Below are 14,236 nucleotides of genomic sequence, written 5' to 3' on the forward strand. Positions count from 1 at the left end.
CCCCTCACCGGAATTCCCGACACGCGGCCGGGGCGGGCGTGGGCCGGGCTGTGGGAACATTCAGGGGGTTTCTAGGAGGACAGGGTGGACGAGGAGCGTCGGGTGGCGGGCAGGTATCACCTGCTCGAGCCGATCGGCCGCGGAGGCATGGGCGTGGTCTGGCGTGCCCACGACGACCTGCTCGATCGCACGGTGGCCGTGAAAGAGGTGCTCTACCACCCCACCTCGGAAGAGGACAGGGAGACGTTCAACCGGCGCACCATCCGCGAGGCGCGGGCGGCGGGCCGCATCGACCATCCGAACGTCGTCGTCGTCCACGACGTGATCGAGGAGGACGGCCGCCCCTGGATCGTGATGCAGCTCGTGCAGTCGCGGTCGCTGGGCCAGGTGCTGCGCGAGCAGGGCGCCCTCCCGCCCGGTCGGGTCGCCGCGATCGGCCTGCAGGTGCTCGACGCGCTGTGCACCGCGCACGCCGCGGGAGTGCTGCACCGGGACGTCAAGCCGGAGAACGTGCTGCTCAACGGGGAGACCCGGGTGGTGCTGACCGACTTCGGCATCGCGACGATGCCGGAGGAGGCCGCGCTGACCATGACCGGCGGCATCACCGGCACCCCCGCGTTCATGCCGCCCGAGCGGCTGAACGGCCACCCCGCGACCCCCGAGTCCGACCTGTGGTCCCTCGGCGCGACGCTGTACGCCGCGGTCGAGGGCAGGACACCCTTCGACCGCAACTCCCCGGTGGCCACGATGGCGGCCATCCTGCACGACGACCCGGCCCCGCCCCAGCGGGCGGGCGCCCTGATGCCGGTGCTCGAAGGCCTGCTGCGTAAGGACCCGGCCCGGCGCATCGGCGCGGCCGAGGCGGCCGCCCTTCTCAACGCCGCCATGGCGGCCGGACCGGGCTCCGCCGCATCCGGGCCGGAGCCCGGTTCCCGGAGCGGCGCACCGTCCGGCCCGCCACAGCCTTCCGGCCCGTGGCCGCAGACCGCCTCCGGCTGGAACAGCGTGGACAGTGCGCCGTCCATCCCGGCGCAGCCGGGGCAGCCCGGGTCCTGGAGCCAGAGCCCGGCCGGCCCCCCTCAGCCGTACGGTGCCCAGTCGTACGGCGGCCCGCACCAGTCCGGCGGATCCCCCTCCTGGCCCGGAGCCGCCACTTATCCGGGGCCGACCGGCCCGGGCGGCGGCGCGGGTGCGGCAGGCTACCCCACGAGTCCGGGCGGCCAAGGGGCCCAGATGGGCCACCCGGGTTCCGGCGGCCCGGCCGTTCCACCGGGTGCGCATCCTGGCGCGTACGCGGCGCCGGGTGCCCGCCCCGCGGGGCGGGGCTCCGCGACCAAGGTGACCCTGCTCGTCCTGTTACCGCTGCTGCTCGTGGCCGTCGTCGCGGGCGGCTGGTACGGCTACAGCACACTGGCCGGCAGCGGGACCGTCGCCGAGGACCTCACGCCGTCGGGTGCCGATCCCACCTCGGATTCCGATCCCACCACAGGGGACACCGGCACCTCGGGGGACACCGAGCCGAGCGCCTCCAGCGAGCCGTCCGCGCGGCCGTCGGATGAGTCGACGGAGGAGCCGTCGGAGGAGCCGTCGCCGGAACCACCCACGCCGACGGCGGCCACGCCGCCCAAGGGGTGGAAGACCCACCGCGACTCCCTGGGCTTCTCGATCGCCCTGCCCTCCGGCTGGGTCCCGTTCAAGAGGGAGGCCACTCGCGTGCGCTTCCACGACCCGAGCGGGCGGGACTACCTGCAGGTCGACTTCACCCCCTGGGAGACCACGGACCCGGTGGCCGCGCTGCGCACGGTCGAGGCGGCCTCGACCAAGAAGGGATACCTGCGCGGCTACGAGCGCATCGGCCTCGCCTCCGGAAGCTACCTCGGTGTGCCCTCCGCCGACTGGGAGTTCACCCATATGACCGACGCCGGCAAAGTGCGGGTGCTCGACCGCGCCTTCCGGCTCGACGACGGCCGCTGCGTCGCCCTCTACTGGCAGGTCGCCGACTCCCGATGGACTTCCGGTTTGTCCTACTTCCACGCCTTCACGCGCACCTTCCGGCCGTAATAACGATTCGGTGAAGATCCGCAGGTCAAGGGGGATTTCGCCCCAGAACAGTAATGATGTCGCATGCGTTCGCCCAAGACGGGTAGCGCGACAACCATGGCTGAAGCGCAGACCTCCGAACGTGTCGTGGCAGGACGCTATCGCCTGATCGAGCCGCTAGGGCGGGGCGGCATGGGCACCGTGTGGCGAGCCGTCGACCAGGTGCTCGAACGGGAGGTCGCGGTCAAGGAGCTGCTCGCGTCGGCCGAGCTCACCGGCCCGGAGCGGGAGGTCTTCACCATCAGGACCTTCCGTGAGGCCAGGGCCGCCGGGCGGTTGAGCCATCCGAGCGTCGCGGCAGTGTACGACGCCTTCGAGGAGAACGGCTACCCCTGGATCGTCCTCGAACTGATCCCGTCCCGGACGCTGGGATCGGTCATCCGCGAGGAGGGCCCCCTGCCACCGCGTCGGGTGGCGGAGATCGGGTCCCAGGTGCTGGCCGCGCTGCGCGTCGCCCACGCGAACGGGGTGCTGCACCGGGACGTCAAACCCGACAACGTGCTGCTCGCCGACGACGGGCGGGTCGTGCTGACGGACTTCGGCATCGCCGCGATGGAGGACGACTCCCCGGTCACCCGCACCGGCATGCTGATCGGCACGCCGGCGTTCATCGCCCCGGAGCGCGCGGCAGGACGGCAGGCGCAGCGGGCGTCGGACCTGTGGTCGCTCGGAGTGACGCTGTTCATGGCGGTCGAGGGGCGCTCGCCGTTCCACCGGGGTCACGCGCTGGCGACGCTGGCCGCGGTCATGTACGAGGATGCGGGCCCGATGCACAACGCCGGGCCGCTGGCACCGGTGATCGAGGGCCTGCTCATCAAGGACCCGGACCGCAGGATGACCGCGGACTACGCCGCCCAGCACCTGCACGCCGTGGCCACCGGCCAGGTGACCGGCCCGGTCGTGCCGCGCCCGCGGCAGCCGCCCCGGCTCGCCCGCCTGATGCCCATCTTCGACACCACGCCTTCGGCTCCCATGTCCACGCCCGTGCCCCTCCGCGAGGGCACCCCGACGCCGGTCCCGGTCCCCGTGCCCGTACCGGCGGGCCGGCGCCGCAGGCCCTGGGCGCTGGCGGCGGGCTCCGGAGCACTCGTCGCCTTCGTCGGGCTGGCGGCCGGCGCGGTCGCGTTCGCCACCGCCAGGCTTCCGGCCGACCCGAGGGGGACCGCCGTGGTGAGCACCCCCACGGTGACGGTCTTCGCGACCAAGACCGCCGACCCCAGGACCGCCGAGACCGGCAATCGGACCGAGAGCCGCGATGCGGAGAAGACGGCCCCCCAGCCGGTGGCGAAGCACTCATCGCGCGCCTCCGGCACGGATCGCGGCGGGCCTGCGGACAGGTCCACCGGGAGATCGTCCGAGAAGTCCGACAAGGGGAAGTCCGAGGAGAAGCACACCGGGGGCCCGTCCCAGGGTGCGGGCAAGCCCAAGGAGTCTCCCCCGGGCAAGCACTCGGGTAAGGGATCCGGCAACGGGCAGCCCTCCACGTCCAAGCCCGGGAACGGCGGCGGAAGCGCGCCGTCCCAGGGCAAGGGTGGGGGCCAGGGAAAAGGCGAGGGCCAGGAGGCCACCACGGACGACACCGGTGACCTCCCCGACGGCTACACCCAGCCGGAAAACGACTGGGAGGCCTGACTCCCGGATGCGGCGTAAGGCTCCGCACCGCCATCGGTGACGTCCCCGGCGCCCACTTCCGCGAGCCCCCCGGGGATTCACCCCGGTCTGCCCGCCCGACGCGCCCGGGCGACACCTCCATCAGCCGCGCCTGATCGTCCCTACGACCTTCGGCGATACCGTCCCGTCTGCCGCGACGATCACTGCTCGACGATCAGGTCGACTCGCATGGTGCCGCGGGTGGCGTTGGAGTACGGGCACACCTGGTGGGCGGTCTCCACGAGGTCGTGAGCCTCTGCCGAGGAGAGGCCGGCGGGTGGCCGCACGCGCAGGACGGCGTCCAACTGATAGCCGCCCTTGCCATTGGGGGACAGCCCCACCTCGGCCGTGACCGACGCGTCGGAGGCGTCCAGGTTCTTCCGGCCCGCCACCAGTTTCAGCGACGTCGCGAAGCAGGCGGCGTAGCCCGCCGCGAAGAGCTGCTCGGGATTGGTGCCGTCGCCGTTGCCGCCCAGTTCCTTCTGCATCGCGAGCCGGACGTCCAGTTTGCCGTCCGAGGAGGTCGCCCGGCTGTTCGGCGAGCACGGAGCCCGGGCGGTGGGCATGCAGCAGGTCGTCGAGGAGACGGGGCTCGGCAAGAGCGCTCTCTATCGGGAGTTCGTCAGCAAGGACGACCTGGTCGCCGCATGGGTGCGCGAGCTCGACGCCGAATCATGGTCGCGGATGGAGCAGGCGCTGGCCCTCCATGAGGGCGACCCCGCCCGGCAACTCCTGACGGTCGTCGAACTCGCGCAGGAGAGCGTTCAGGCCCCGGATTTCCACGGCTGCACCTTCTACAACACGTCGGCGGAGTTCCGCGACCCCGCACACCCGGGCCGCCAGGAAGCCGTCGCCCATCTCGACCGGCTACGCCTGCGCCTGCGCGCCCTGGCGGAGGCCGCGCACGCCACCGACCCCGACGCGCTCGCCGACATGCTGATGCTCGTCATCTCCGGCCTCTACGCCAACGCCGCCACTCTGGGCCCGACCGGCCCGGCCGGGCGCGCCGTGGCCGCCGCCCGGACACTGATCGACCGGCACGTCCCCCGCGGCTGAGGTCTCCCGGCGAGACGCCTCGCCCGCCGGAACGGGGGACCTGGAGTGCGGCGTCAGCCCTCGTCCGCGAGGATCTCCAGCGCGTGGGCCAGGTCCGCGGGGTAGTCGCTGGTGAAGGTCATCCACTCCCCCGTCGCCGGGTGCTCGAACGACAGCGAGACCGCGTGCAGCCACTGGCGGCCCACGCCGAGGCGGGCGGCGAGGGTGGGGTCGGCGCCGTACAGCAGGTCTCCCACGCACGGGTGCCTGAGCGCGGCCATGTGGACCCGGATCTGGTGCGTCCTGCCGGTCTCCAGCTTGATGTCGAGCAGCGACGCCGCCCGGAACGCCTCGATCGTGTCGTAGTGCGTGACCGAGTCCTTGCCCCCGGCCACCACCGCGAAGCGCCCGTCGCCCGACGGATGCCGGTCGATCGGGGCGTCCACGGTGCCCCGCAACGGGTCCATGTGCCCCTGGACGAGCGCGTGGTAACGCTTGTCAACGGTGCGCTCCTTGAAGGCCCGCTTGAGATGGGAGTAGGCCCGCTCGCTCTTGGCGACGACCATGACCCCGGTGGTGTTGGCGTCGAGCCGGTGCACGATGCCCTGCCGCTCGGCCGCGCCGCTCGTGGACACCCGGTGGCCGCCGCCGAGCAGGCCGCCGATCACGGTGGGGCCGGTCCAGCCGACGGTCGGGTGCGCCGCCACGCCGATCGGCTTGCTCACCACGACGATGTCGTCGTCCTCGTACAGGATCGTCATGCCCGGCACGGGCTCGGCCACCGGCATCGGCGCGGCGGGCGGCGGCGGGATCGTGACGTCCAGCCAGGCCCCGGCGTGGACGCGGTCGGACTTCGCCGGGACGGCGCCGTCGACCAGCACGTCCCCCGAGGCGATCAGTTCGGCCGCGCGGGTGCGGGAGAAGCCGAAAAGCCTGGCCAGGGCGGCGTCGAGGCGCTCGCCCTCCAGGCCGTCCGGCACGGGCAGGCTGCGCTGGTCACCCATCGGCCCGCTCCCCCGCCGGCTCGCCGGCCTGTGTGTCCGCCTCGCCCTCCGCGTGGTTCTGCGTGCGGTCCTGCGCGCTGTCCTCGGCGGGCTCGTCCGTCTGGCGGGTGCCGTCGATCTGATAGCCGCGCCAGGCGAGGAACACGGCGAGCACGCCGCCGCACACGATGCCCGAGTCGGCGAGGTTGAACACCGGGAACCGGGTGACCGGGAACACCTGGATGAAGTCGACCACATGCCCCTGGAACGGGGCCGGCGAGCGGAAGACGCGGTCGGTCAGGTTGCCGAGCGCCCCGCCCAGCAGCAGGCCGAGCGTGATCGCCCAGGGCAGGCTGCGCAACTGCCGCGCCGTACGCACGATCGCGACGACGACGCCCAGCGCGATCACCGTGAACACGATCGTCATGCCGGTGCCGATGCTGAAGGCGGCGCCGGCGTTGCGGATCACGGTCAGCACCAGCGCGCCGGGCACGACGGTGAGAGGCTCCTCATGCTCCAGGAACTCCACGACGAGGAGCTTGCTGACCTGGTCGAGCGCGTAAACGACGGCGGCCACGACGACGAGAAGAGCGATCCTCCGCGCCCGGTTGGGCCTCGCCGGCTCGCCGCTCAGCGGCGCTCCTCCCGTTGCTTGCACGCTACGCACAGCGTCGCCCTCGGGAATGCCCGCAGGCGCTCCTTGCCGATCGGCTTGTGGCACGATTCGCACTCTCCGTAAGTCCCTGCCTCGACGCGGGCGATCGCCCGCTCGTTCTGCGCGAGCAGGTCGCGCGCATTCAGGGTAAGGGCGATCTCACGCTCACGCTCATACGTCTTGGCTCCGGCGTCCGCCGGATCGTCCCCCGCGCCCTGGCTCACGTCCCCGGACGCGAGCTGCTCCTCCGCCCGGGCGATGTCGCCGCGCAACTCCTCGATCTCGTGCCGCAGCCGCTCGCGGACCTCGGCGAGCTCCTCGTCGGACCAGACGTCGTCACTGGTGGCGGTTCTCGCCGTGCGCGTCGTCATTGCGGGCCTCCCCTTCGCCCAGAACCCTTCGAGCCCAGGACACCCTTCGAGGCGGGTGCGATTCGAGCCGGTCCGGGCAGAATAAGTCGCCGATAACGGATCGGCAACGGACTCGCCGAGGCTTTTACCCCACCCGTGACCGGGTGGTGCATTCGACCGGCTCCTCCTCGTCACTCTCTGTTTCGATCAGTTTGTCGTGGGCGGTGCCGCGGGCGGCGCCGCCCAGACCCCATGCCCCGAATGCCGAGGCGACAGCCGTGCCCACCCTCACAACAATCGCGGGGTCTCCGCGTGTTCCTCCCACGTATTCCCGCGACGGGCCGGGTCTCACTCGGGACGTCGCCCGTATATCGGGAAGCCCTACCGGCTCGGTTGCGTTATCTTCGTAGTCTGCAAGGCGTTGATGGGGACGAGTACCTCCGCATCCGCCCGCTCAGCGACCCGGGGACGGTGTGAGCCCGGGGCGGGCCGCGAAGGGAAGATCACCCCGGAGCCGCCGGAAGAAAGGCCGTCCCGGCCGAGTAGAACCGGCAGCGGAGAGAAAACGAGAGGGCGCCCGGCTCTGCCCGGTCGTCAAGAAGGGTGGTACCGCGGAGCCGTCCCCGGCTTCGTCCCTTCACGCCATGTCAGCAGCGCTGTCACAGCCACCGCGTGGAGGTCCCGCCCGACGATGTCTTCCCACTATTTCCGCTCACTTCCCGCGCAGGTCGACCTGCCGGCCCTCGAGCACGAGGTCCTCGAACGCTGGCGGGACGGGAAGGTCTTCGAGCGCTCGCTGGAGCAGAACGCCGACGGCCCCTCCTGGGTGTTCTACGAGGGCCCGCCGACCGCCAACGGCATGCCCGGCGTCCACCACGTCGAGGCCCGCGTCTTCAAGGACGTCTTCCCCCGCTACAAGTCGATGCGCGGCTACCACGTCCCCCGCAAGGCCGGCTGGGACTGCCACGGCCTGCCCGTCGAGGTCGCCGTCGAGAAGGAACTCGGCCTGTCCGGCAAGCCCGAGATCGAGTCGTACGGCATCGCCGAGTTCAACGCGCGCTGCCGCGAGTCGGTGCTGCGGCACGTGGACGCGTTCGAGGAGATGACCGAGCGGATGGGCTACTGGGTCGACATGTCCCAGGCCTACCGCACGATGGACCCCCAGTACGTCGAGGCCGTCTGGTGGTCGCTCAAGGTCGTCTGGGACAAGGGCCTGCTGTTCCGCGACCACCGGATCACGCCCTACTGCCCCCGGTGCGGCACCGGCCTGTCGGACCACGAGCTCGGCCAGCCCGGCGGCTACGAGACCGTCTCCAGCCCGTCGGTGTACGTCCGGATGCCCGTCGTCTCCGGGCCCCTGGCCGAGATGGGCGCCTCGCTGCTGATCTGGACCACCACGCCCTGGACCCTGGTGTCCAACACCGCCGTCGCCGTGCACCCCGACGTGACGTACGTCGCGGCCCGGCGCGGTGACGAGGTGCTGGTGGTGGCCGAGCCGCTGCTGCGGCGGGTCCTCGGCGAGGACGCCGAGGTGCTGGCGACCTACCAGGGCTCCGAGCTGGAGCACACCGCCTACCGGCGTCCCTTCGACCTGGTGGACATCGAGGACGCCCACTACGTCGTGCTCGGCACGTACGTCACGGTCGAGGACGGCACCGGCCTGGTCCACCAGGCCCCCGCCTTCGGCGCGGACGACATGACGGTCTGCAAGCGCTACGGCCTGCCGGTGGTGAACCCGATCGGCCCGGACGGGCGCTTCCTGCCGGACGTGCCGTTCGTCGGCGGCCTGTTCTTCAAGGACGCCGACGAGCCGCTGACGGAGAACCTGCGCGAGCGCGGCCTGCTGTTCCGCGGCGAGCACTTCGAGCACAGCTACCCGCACTGCTGGCGCTGCCACACCCCGCTGCTCTACTACGCGCTCCCGTCCTGGTACATCAGGACCACCGCGATCAAGGACCAGCTCCTCGCCGAGAACGAGCGCACCAACTGGTTCCCGGACACGATCAAGCACGGCCGGTACGGCGAGTGGCTGCGCAACAACGTCGACTGGGCGCTGTCGCGGTCCCGTTACTGGGGCACCCCGCTGCCGCTGTGGGTCTGCTCGCAGGACGAGGAGCACGTCACCTGCGTCGGCTCGCTGAAGGAGCTGGGCGAGCTGGCGGGCCGCGACCTGACCGGCCTCGACCCGCACCGCCCGTACGTCGACGACGTGACCTTCGGCTGCCCGGCGTGTGGGGCGCAGGCGCGGCGGGTCCCCGACGTGATCGACGTCTGGTACGACTCGGGGGCCATGCCGTTCGCCCAGTGGGGCGCGCCGCTGGTCAACAAGGACGTCTTCGAAAGCTCCTTCCCCGGCCAGTTCATCTGCGAGGCGATCGACCAGACCCGCGGCTGGTTCTACTCGATGATGACCGTCGGCACGCTGGTGTTCGGCCGGTCGTCGTACGAGAATGTGCTCTGCCTCGGCCTGATCCTCGCCGAGGACGGCCGCAAGATGAGCAAGCACCTGGGCAACGTGCTGCAGCCGATGCCGCTGATGGACCAGCACGGCGCCGACGCGCTGCGCTGGTACATGTCCACCTCCGGGTCCCCCTGGGCCCCGCGCAGGATCGGCCACGCCGCGCTGGAGGAGATCGTCCGGAAGGTCCTGCTGACCTACTGGAACACCGCGTCGTTCTTCGCGCTCTACGCCAACGCCGAGTCGTGGTCACCGGCCCGGATGACCGACGCCCCGGCGTACGCCGAGCGGCCGCTGATCGACCGGTGGGCGCTGGCGGAGCTGCACCGCACGGTGGCCGAGGTCACCGCGTCGATGGAGGAGTTCGACACCGCCCGGGCCGGGCGACGGCTCACCGAGTTCCTGGACGACCTGTCCAACTGGTACGTCCGCCGCTCGCGCCGCCGCTTCTGGTCCGGTGAGGCGTCGGCCTTCGCGACGCTGTACGAGTGCCTGGAGACCGTCACCCGGCTCATGGCCCCGCTCGTGCCGTTCCTCACCGACTACCTGTGGGACGTGCTGCGCGACCCGGACGCCCCGGCCTCGGTGCACCTGGCCACCTGGCCGGAGGTGAACACCGCGCTGCTCGACCCCGAGCTGTCGGAGCGGATGGCGCTGGTGCGCAGGCTCGTGGAGCTGGGCCGGTCGGCGCGCGCGTCGTCGTCGGTCAAGACCCGCCAGCCGCTCGGCCGGGCGCTGGTCGGCGCCCCCGGCTGGGCCTCGCTCCCCGGCGAGCTGCGCGAGCTGATCGCCGACGAGCTCAACGTCCAGCGGCTGGAGGACCTGTCCGGGTTCTCCGCCGACCTGGTGACGTTCACGGTCAAGCCCAACTTCCGCAGCCTCGGCAAGCGGTTCGGCTCGCAGACCAAGCTCGTCGCCGCGGCCGTGTCGGGTGCCGACCCGGCGGAGCTGGCCCGCGCCCTGCGCTCGGGCGGGTCCGCGACGGTCGAGGCCGGAGAGCTGGGCACGGTGGAGCTGGGCGCGGACGACGTGATCGTGACCGAGCAGCCGAAGTCCGGCTGGGCCGTGGAGACCGGCGCGGTGGACACCGGCACCGGCGAGACGGTGGCGCTCGACCTGGCGATCACCGACGAACTGCGCCGGGCCGGCCTGGTCCGCGACGTGATCCGGCTCGTCCAGGAGGCCCGCAAGTCCACCGGCCTGTCCATCACCGACCGCATCCACCTGTGGTGGTCGGCCGAGGGTGAGCTGGCCGAGGCGCTGCGCGAGGGCGGCGACGCCGTCGCCGACGAGGTCCTGGCGGCCACCCTCACGGAAGGCGTCTCGGACGAGGACCTGCCGGTCCACCAGGACACCGACCTCGGCCTGTCCTTCCGCCTCCGCAAGGCCTGATTCCCGCAGCCGATGGGGCCGGTCGCCGACCGGCCCCATCGGCATATGGACCACGCGGAGGCCGGAAGGAACCCGGCTTCCGGGTTCCGGCCACGCTCAGCTCGGCTCGACGATGCGGCGGCGGGCCACCGTGACGACCACCCCGCCCGCCAGGGCGAGGGCGGCCAGCACGGCGGCGAAAATCGTCGAGCCGGTGGTGAGGCCCACCGCGTCGCTGAGATAACCCGCGGCGACCGGCAGGAGGCCGGCGGGTATGTATCCGCCCACGTTGAGCGCGGCGTTCGCCTCGGCCAGCCGGGCGGCCGGCACGGCGGCGTTCAGCAGCGACAGCCCGGCCAACTGCCCCATGCCCTGGCCGGCGCCGGCCAGCAGCGCGGCGGCCACCAGCAGCACGACCGATCCTGCCCGCATGGCTCCCGCCAACGCCGCCATGGCGGCCACGGTGCACACCGCGCCGGCCGTCAGCACCGCGCGGCGCGAAGCGCGCTGGACAGCGAACTGCGTGCCGGTCGCCGCGGCGAACATCACGAACGCGGTGACGCCGGCGAGGACGCGGCTGCTGGAATGCAGCAGGCTCGCGAGCAGCGAGGGGCCCAGCGACAGCACGAACGAGGTCGCGGTGATGCCCGGACCGAAGGTGACGATGCCCAGCAGGAGCGGCAGGCGCCCCTCGGCGGGAACCGAGGGCACCCGGATCCACCGGCCGGAGGTCGCCCGGTCGGGGCGGCCCAGCGGCATCCGCAGCACGGTGACGGCCGCGGTCAGCAGCAAGGCGGCCTCCACCACGAAAACGGTGACCGTGGGCCCGGGCAGCGTCTGGGCGAAGATGCCGGTGCACACGCGGGCGACGGCCAGGGCGGCCACCGACGTGGCCGTGGCGAAGACCAGGCAGGCGATCAGGGCCAGCGCCAGGGCCGGCAGCAGGACCGCCTTGCGGCCCAGCCGGTCCGATGCGATGCCGCTGACGAGCAGGGAAACCAGCAACCCGACGATGTAGAGCGCGAAGACGACCGTCAACGTCCCCTTGGAGAACCCGATCGCGCGCTGCCACAGCACGTACAGCGGCGTGGCGGCGTTGGACAGCACGAACACCGCCGTGACGGGCCATTCGGCCAGCCATACCCACCAGGTCGGCGCCGGGCGGGACCGCGCTCAGGGCGGGGCGGTCGCCGCCGCGTAACCGGCTGTCGCAGGGGTGATGCGGACATGCGGCATGAGAGGCTCCGTCTCCGAGAGCAGTACCGGGGGCTGAGGCCGGCCTCGCCGGCCTCAGCCCGGGTCATGGCCTCGATGTACGAGTCGCCCTTCCGCCTCCGCGAAACCCGATCCCGCGACGGGTGGGGCCGGTCGGCGACCGGCCCCGTCAGCGTTCCGCCGGCGACCCCGGCTCGGCGCGCGCCCAGGTCGCCAGCAGGTGGACCGCCGCCTCGGTGGCGCCGTTGGCAGCGGGGACAAGTACGACCAGCCGCTGCCGGGGGTCGCCCGCCGGCACGAAGTTCTCATAGCAGAACGTGATCGTGCCCAGGGCGGGATGCCGGAAGCTCTTGGTCCCGGACGTACGGACGTCCACCTCGCGGGCGTTCCACAGCCTGCGGAAGGTCTCGCTGCCGTCGCCGAGCTCGCGGACCAGCCCGGCCAGCTCGGCGTCTTGGGGGTGCAACCCGGCGGCCACCCGCAGTTGCCCGGCGGTCGCGGCGGCGACGTCGTCCCACTCGACATAGAAGTTCCTGCTTCCCGAGTCGAGGAACAGCCGCCTGGCCAGGTTCGCCCGTACGGGCGAGGCGGTGTCGAGGGCGAAGAGGCGGGCCGCGACGGCATTGGCGGCGAGGACGTCGAACCGGTCGTCGATGACCATGGCGGGCGTGTGGATCAGGTCCAGCATCCGCGTCAGCTCCGGCCGGGCGTCCTGGGGCCGGGCCGCACGCCGGGGACGTTCCCGCACGGCGAGCGTGCGCAGGTGCTCGCGCTCCACGTCGTCAAGGCGGAGCGCCGCGGCGAGGGCGTCGAGCACCTCGGGCGACGGCCGCGCGGCCCGCCCCTGCTCCAGCCGCTGGTAGTACTCCACGCTGATCCCGGCGAGCTGCGCGACCTCCTCCCGGCGCAGCCCCCGCACCCGGCGGCGCGGCCCGGCGGCGATCCCCGCGGTCTGGGGCGTGATTCGGCCCCGGCGGGACCGGAGGAAGCCCGCCAGCTCGTGTCGATCTCCCACGACGCCCAGTATGTCGGCTTTCTCGCGGCCCGTGTGAGCTCAGGGTGGCCCTGCTAGTACCCGTACACGCCGGGCCTGGGCCGCCCGCCGTGCGCGCGGAAGGCTCACTCCCGTCACCGGACGAAGAGGAGACCACGATGTGCCACGACATCGACAGCAGGCCGCCCGCCGCCCCCGTCGTCACCGGAGGGGTGACGGAACACGGGCCACTGGAGATCGGCACCGTCGACGGCAACAGGTTCCGCGCCTACCGGGCCGCCCCGGCCGTGCCGAACGGCCGCAGCGTGCTGCTGCTACCCGACGTACGCGGGCTGCACCCGTTCTACGCGAGCCTGGCGCGGCGGTTCGCCGAGGCGGGCTTCCACACCCTGGTTATGGACTACTACGGGCGCAGCGCCGGCACCGGCGACCGGGACGACTCGTTCGACGGGTACGACCACCTCGCCCTGTTGGAACCGCTTCATGTCGAGACCGACGCCGCGGCCGCCGCCGCGGCGATTCGCGCCTGGCACCCCGGCCCGCTGTTCAGCGTCGGCTTCTGCCTCGGCGGCGGCTACTCCTGGCGGCTCGGCGCCGCCGGGCTCGGCCTCGCCGGCGCCATCGGCTTCTACGGTCCGCCCCGCTTCCTCGGCGACCGTACGACCGAGCCATCGGCGCCGCTGCTCATGCTGCTCGCCGGGGCCGACGTGGCGACCACTCCGGAGGAGTACGCCGCACTGACCGCCGCCTTCGACCGGGCCGGAAAGGAATACGAGGCGCACGTGTACGACGGCGCTCCGCACTCGTTCTTCGACGACGCCTACGACCAGTGGCAGGAGGCCTGCGCCGACGCCTGGCGCCGCATCCTCGGCTTCACCGCCCGCCACGTCGGGGAGGCCGACGCGTGAACGAGCGTTACGAACGCGGCCTCGCCCGTCAGACCGAGCTCGGCGCCACCCGCACCGAGGCGTACGACGCCCTCGCCGGCATCGCCCCGGACCTGTCGCGGCTGGCGGTCGAGTTCGCCTACGGGGACGTCCACGCCCGTCCTGGGCTCGACGCCGCCCGGCGGGAGCTGGTCGTCATCGGTGTCCTGATCACCCTCGGCGGGGTCGAGCCCCAGCTCCGGGCGCACATGGAGACGGCGCTCAACGCGGGCCTGCGGCCCCGCGAACTGGTGGAGGCGATCATGCAAGCGCTTCCGTACGCGGGCTTCCCGCGCGTGTTCGGCGCGATGACACTGGCTCGGCAGGTCCTGGACGCCCGCGGGCTGCTCCCCCTCACACCCGCCAGGAACAACCGGGGCCGGTCCGTGCCGCCGAACGTAGGGGGCTTGCGGCAGGGCCTTTGACTACGCGGGCGCACTGAAGCGGGAGGCCACTGGAGTGCCGCCCGCGCCGCACAGCAGACTTCCCGGCGTTCACC

The 14,236-nt window shown here is 72.4% G+C and carries 12 protein-coding genes; 6 read left to right on the top strand and 6 right to left on the bottom strand.

All coding sequences use genetic code 11. The annotated features are described in order from the left end of the window. Positions 1–84: 84 nt before the first annotated feature. Both Msi02_RS01365 and Msi02_RS01370 read left to right on the top strand, forming a co-directional pair. Complete coding sequence (locus Msi02_RS01365) at positions 85–2,061, top strand: serine/threonine-protein kinase (protein WP_204046684.1); 1,977 nt, start codon at positions 85–87, stop codon at positions 2,059–2,061. 96 nt (positions 2,062–2,157) lie between these two features. Next, a complete protein-coding gene (locus Msi02_RS01370) occupies positions 2,158–3,732 on the top strand; it encodes a serine/threonine-protein kinase (protein ID WP_204046685.1) in 1,575 nt (524 codons plus the stop codon). A 179-nt stretch (positions 3,733–3,911) separates the two neighbouring features. On the opposite strand, the gene Msi02_RS01375 is transcribed toward Msi02_RS01370, so the two are convergent. After that, positions 3,912–4,316, bottom strand: a complete 405-nt coding sequence (locus tag Msi02_RS01375) for an organic hydroperoxide resistance protein (protein ID WP_204046686.1) — start codon at positions 4,314–4,316, stop codon at positions 3,912–3,914. Here Msi02_RS01375 and Msi02_RS01380 point away from each other — a divergent pair. Then, positions 4,315–4,806 carry a TetR/AcrR family transcriptional regulator gene (locus Msi02_RS01380; protein ID WP_239108022.1) on the top strand — a complete coding sequence of 164 codons (492 nt, stop codon included), beginning with the start codon at positions 4,315–4,317 and terminating at the stop codon, positions 4,804–4,806. The two genes, Msi02_RS01375 and Msi02_RS01380, sit on opposite strands and share 2 nt — an antisense overlap. Before the next feature lie 53 nt (positions 4,807–4,859). On the opposite strand, the gene Msi02_RS01385 is transcribed toward Msi02_RS01380, so the two are convergent. The 3 genes from Msi02_RS01385 to Msi02_RS01395 are packed head-to-tail and all read right to left on the bottom strand — an operon-like array spanning position 4,860 to position 6,794. Further along, complete coding sequence (locus Msi02_RS01385; protein ID WP_193202887.1) at positions 4,860–5,789, bottom strand: RluA family pseudouridine synthase; 930 nt, start codon at positions 5,787–5,789, stop codon at positions 4,860–4,862. Beyond that, positions 5,782–6,345 carry a signal peptidase II gene (gene lspA / locus Msi02_RS01390; RefSeq protein WP_373308215.1) on the bottom strand — a complete coding sequence of 188 codons (564 nt, stop codon included), beginning with the start codon at positions 6,343–6,345 and terminating at the stop codon, positions 5,782–5,784. Before lspA ends, Msi02_RS01385 begins: the two co-directional genes overlap by 8 nt. 53 nt (positions 6,346–6,398) lie before the next feature. Then, positions 6,399–6,794 carry a TraR/DksA family transcriptional regulator gene (locus Msi02_RS01395; protein ID WP_079318316.1) on the bottom strand — a complete coding sequence of 132 codons (396 nt, stop codon included), beginning with the start codon at positions 6,792–6,794 and terminating at the stop codon, positions 6,399–6,401. A gap of 670 nt (positions 6,795–7,464) precedes the next feature. On the opposite strand from Msi02_RS01395, the gene ileS reads away from it, so the two are divergent. Further along, a complete protein-coding gene (gene ileS / locus Msi02_RS01400) occupies positions 7,465–10,623 on the top strand; it encodes an isoleucine--tRNA ligase (protein ID WP_204046688.1) in 3,159 nt (1,052 codons plus the stop codon). Between the two features lie 96 nt (positions 10,624–10,719). On the opposite strand, the gene Msi02_RS01405 is transcribed toward ileS, so the two are convergent. Together Msi02_RS01405 and Msi02_RS01410 are read right to left on the bottom strand one after the other, a co-directional pair. Then, positions 10,720–11,715: an MFS transporter gene (locus Msi02_RS01405; protein WP_239108005.1), complete on the bottom strand. Its 996-nt coding sequence runs from the start codon at positions 11,713–11,715 to the stop codon at positions 10,720–10,722. Between the two features lie 271 nt (positions 11,716–11,986). After that, a complete protein-coding gene (locus tag Msi02_RS01410; protein ID WP_204046689.1) occupies positions 11,987–12,832 on the bottom strand; it encodes an MmyB family transcriptional regulator in 846 nt (281 codons plus the stop codon). Between the two features lie 137 nt (positions 12,833–12,969). Here Msi02_RS01410 and Msi02_RS01415 point away from each other — a divergent pair, with 137 nt between their 5' ends. After that, positions 12,970–13,719, top strand: a complete 750-nt coding sequence (locus Msi02_RS01415; protein ID WP_204046690.1) for a dienelactone hydrolase family protein — start codon at positions 12,970–12,972, stop codon at positions 13,717–13,719. After that, the gene (locus tag Msi02_RS01420; RefSeq protein ID WP_204046691.1) at positions 13,716–14,162 is read left to right on the top strand and encodes a carboxymuconolactone decarboxylase family protein; all 447 of its coding nucleotides are present in this window, start codon (positions 13,716–13,718) and stop codon (positions 14,160–14,162) included. Before Msi02_RS01415 ends, Msi02_RS01420 begins: the two co-directional genes overlap by 4 nt. Positions 14,163–14,236: the final 74 nt, after the last annotated feature.

It is taken from the genome of Microbispora siamensis (assembly GCF_016863095.1).
GTDB lineage: Bacteria > Actinomycetota > Actinomycetes > Streptosporangiales > Streptosporangiaceae > Microbispora > Microbispora siamensis.

Coding starts and splice junctions, on each gene's coding strand:
- Msi02_RS01370 (WP_204046685.1), top strand. CDS start 2,158: ATGGCTGAAGCGCAGACCTCCGAACGTGTCGTGGCAGGACGCTATCGC.
- Msi02_RS01380 (WP_239108022.1), top strand. CDS start 4,315: ATGCAGCAGGTCGTCGAGGAGACGGGGCTCGGCAAGAGCGCTCTCTAT.
- Msi02_RS01375 (WP_204046686.1), bottom strand. CDS start 4,316: ATGCCCACCGCCCGGGCTCCGTGCTCGCCGAACAGCCGGGCGACCTCC.
- Msi02_RS01385 (WP_193202887.1), bottom strand. CDS start 5,789: ATGGGTGACCAGCGCAGCCTGCCCGTGCCGGACGGCCTGGAGGGCGAG.
- Msi02_RS01395 (WP_079318316.1), bottom strand. CDS start 6,794: ATGACGACGCGCACGGCGAGAACCGCCACCAGTGACGACGTCTGGTCC.
- ileS (WP_204046688.1), top strand. CDS start 7,465: ATGTCTTCCCACTATTTCCGCTCACTTCCCGCGCAGGTCGACCTGCCG.
- Msi02_RS01415 (WP_204046690.1), top strand. CDS start 12,970: ATGTGCCACGACATCGACAGCAGGCCGCCCGCCGCCCCCGTCGTCACC.